This is a genomic window from Streptomyces sp. UH6 (assembly GCF_013421635.1).
GTDB lineage: Bacteria > Actinomycetota > Actinomycetes > Streptomycetales > Streptomycetaceae > Streptomyces > Streptomyces abyssomicinicus.
On sequence record NZ_JACADT010001258.1, the window covers coordinates 1 to 1,373 of the forward strand.

Here is a 1,373-nt window from a genome sequence, read left to right on the forward strand (position 1 = left end):
GCCCCATCGCGGCGACCATCGCGCCGCCGAGGGCCGCCCCGCCCAGCGAGGCCCCGTGCATCGCCATGCGGTAGACGGCGAAGGCCCGGGCGGCCTCGCCGGGAGCGACCGAGGAGAGCAGCATGCCCTCCGAGGCGGGGCCGAAGAACGCCTGCGCGGCGCCGCCGAGACCGGCCAGCAGCATCATCTGCCACAGTCGCGCCTCCCCGGCGAGGACCAGGGCGGCGAAGGCGGCCTGGGAGAGGCAGTTGACGGTGTTCGCCACCACCATGACCCGGTGCCGGGGGAGCCGGTCGGCGATCGCACCGCCGATGAGCAGGAACAGCACCAGCGGCAGGGTGCGGGAGGCGACCACCAGGCCCACGTCGCCGCCCGTGCCGCCGGACTCCAGCACGGCGAAGGCCGAGGCGATGGTGGCGCCCGCGCCGCCCAGGTTGGTGACGCAGGCGGCTGCGGTGAGCAGGGTGTAGTTGCGGCGGCCGCCGGTGCGCGGCGACAGTGCGGGAGGGGTGGTCACCCCCGCACTATCGCCGCCGACCGGCGCCGCTGCCAAACCCGTTTCCGGTCGCCGGGCGTCAGCCGGTGGGCGTGCCCTCCAGCCGGACCGTGTCGAGGATCTTCATGATGGTGTCCTCCGACAGTTCGTCGTCGACGCCGGAGGCCCCGTAGAGGCTCCACGCGACGAAGTCGCCGTTGGAGTTCTTGAAGCCGAAGGTCACGGCCTTGCCGTCGGTGGCGCACTTGCCCTTGGCCGGGGTGTTCTCCGAACGGGCCCAGGCGAGGCTGCCCTCGACGCCGGAGGCGGTGGTGTAGGGCTCCGCCTTCTCGTCGGCCTTGATGCTCTTCTTGTCGGGCTGCGTGTAACCGCCGAAGACCCAGATGGGGGAGTGGTTGAGCGCCACCTCGTCGGTGTCCTTCGCCCCGTTGGCGCCCTTGGTGCCGACCGCGGCCAGGGCGGTCTCGTCTTCGCGGCCGTCCTTGTCGTCGTCCGAGACGCACCACTTCGACTTGTAGTACGCCGGCGCCGACATGACGATCAGCGGCTTGCCGATCTCGCCGCCGTCCTCCTCGAACCCGATGAAGGTGTCCGGGCTCTCCACCTCCCAGTCCGCCGGGACGTCGAAGGCGGTGCCCCACTTGGGGTTCACCACGACCTTCCAGCCCGGGACGGTCGGCTTCAGCTCCTCACCGCCGCGGGGGTTCTCGCCCGTGGCGGCGCTCTCCTTCGGGGAGGCGGACTTCGAGGCGGACGCGGACGGCTTGGCGTCACCGCCGGCCACGGCCTTCCCGTCGTCGTCGCCGAGCACCAGGAAGCCGGTCACCGCGGCGGTCAGCACCACGGCCGAGGCCGCGACGACCGCGACCAGCTTGGT

General features: G+C 72.4%; 2 protein-coding genes. Both read right to left on the bottom strand.

The window, feature by feature from the left end; translation table 11 throughout:
• Positions 1-517, bottom strand: a 517-nt coding sequence (locus tag HW445_RS31075) for an MFS transporter (RefSeq protein ID WP_308800231.1), incomplete at its 3' end; no start/stop codon positions are given.
• Between the two features lie 58 nt (positions 518-575).
• On the bottom strand, positions 576-1,373 hold a 798-nt coding region (locus HW445_RS31080), incomplete at its 5' end, for a hypothetical protein (RefSeq protein ID WP_180224119.1).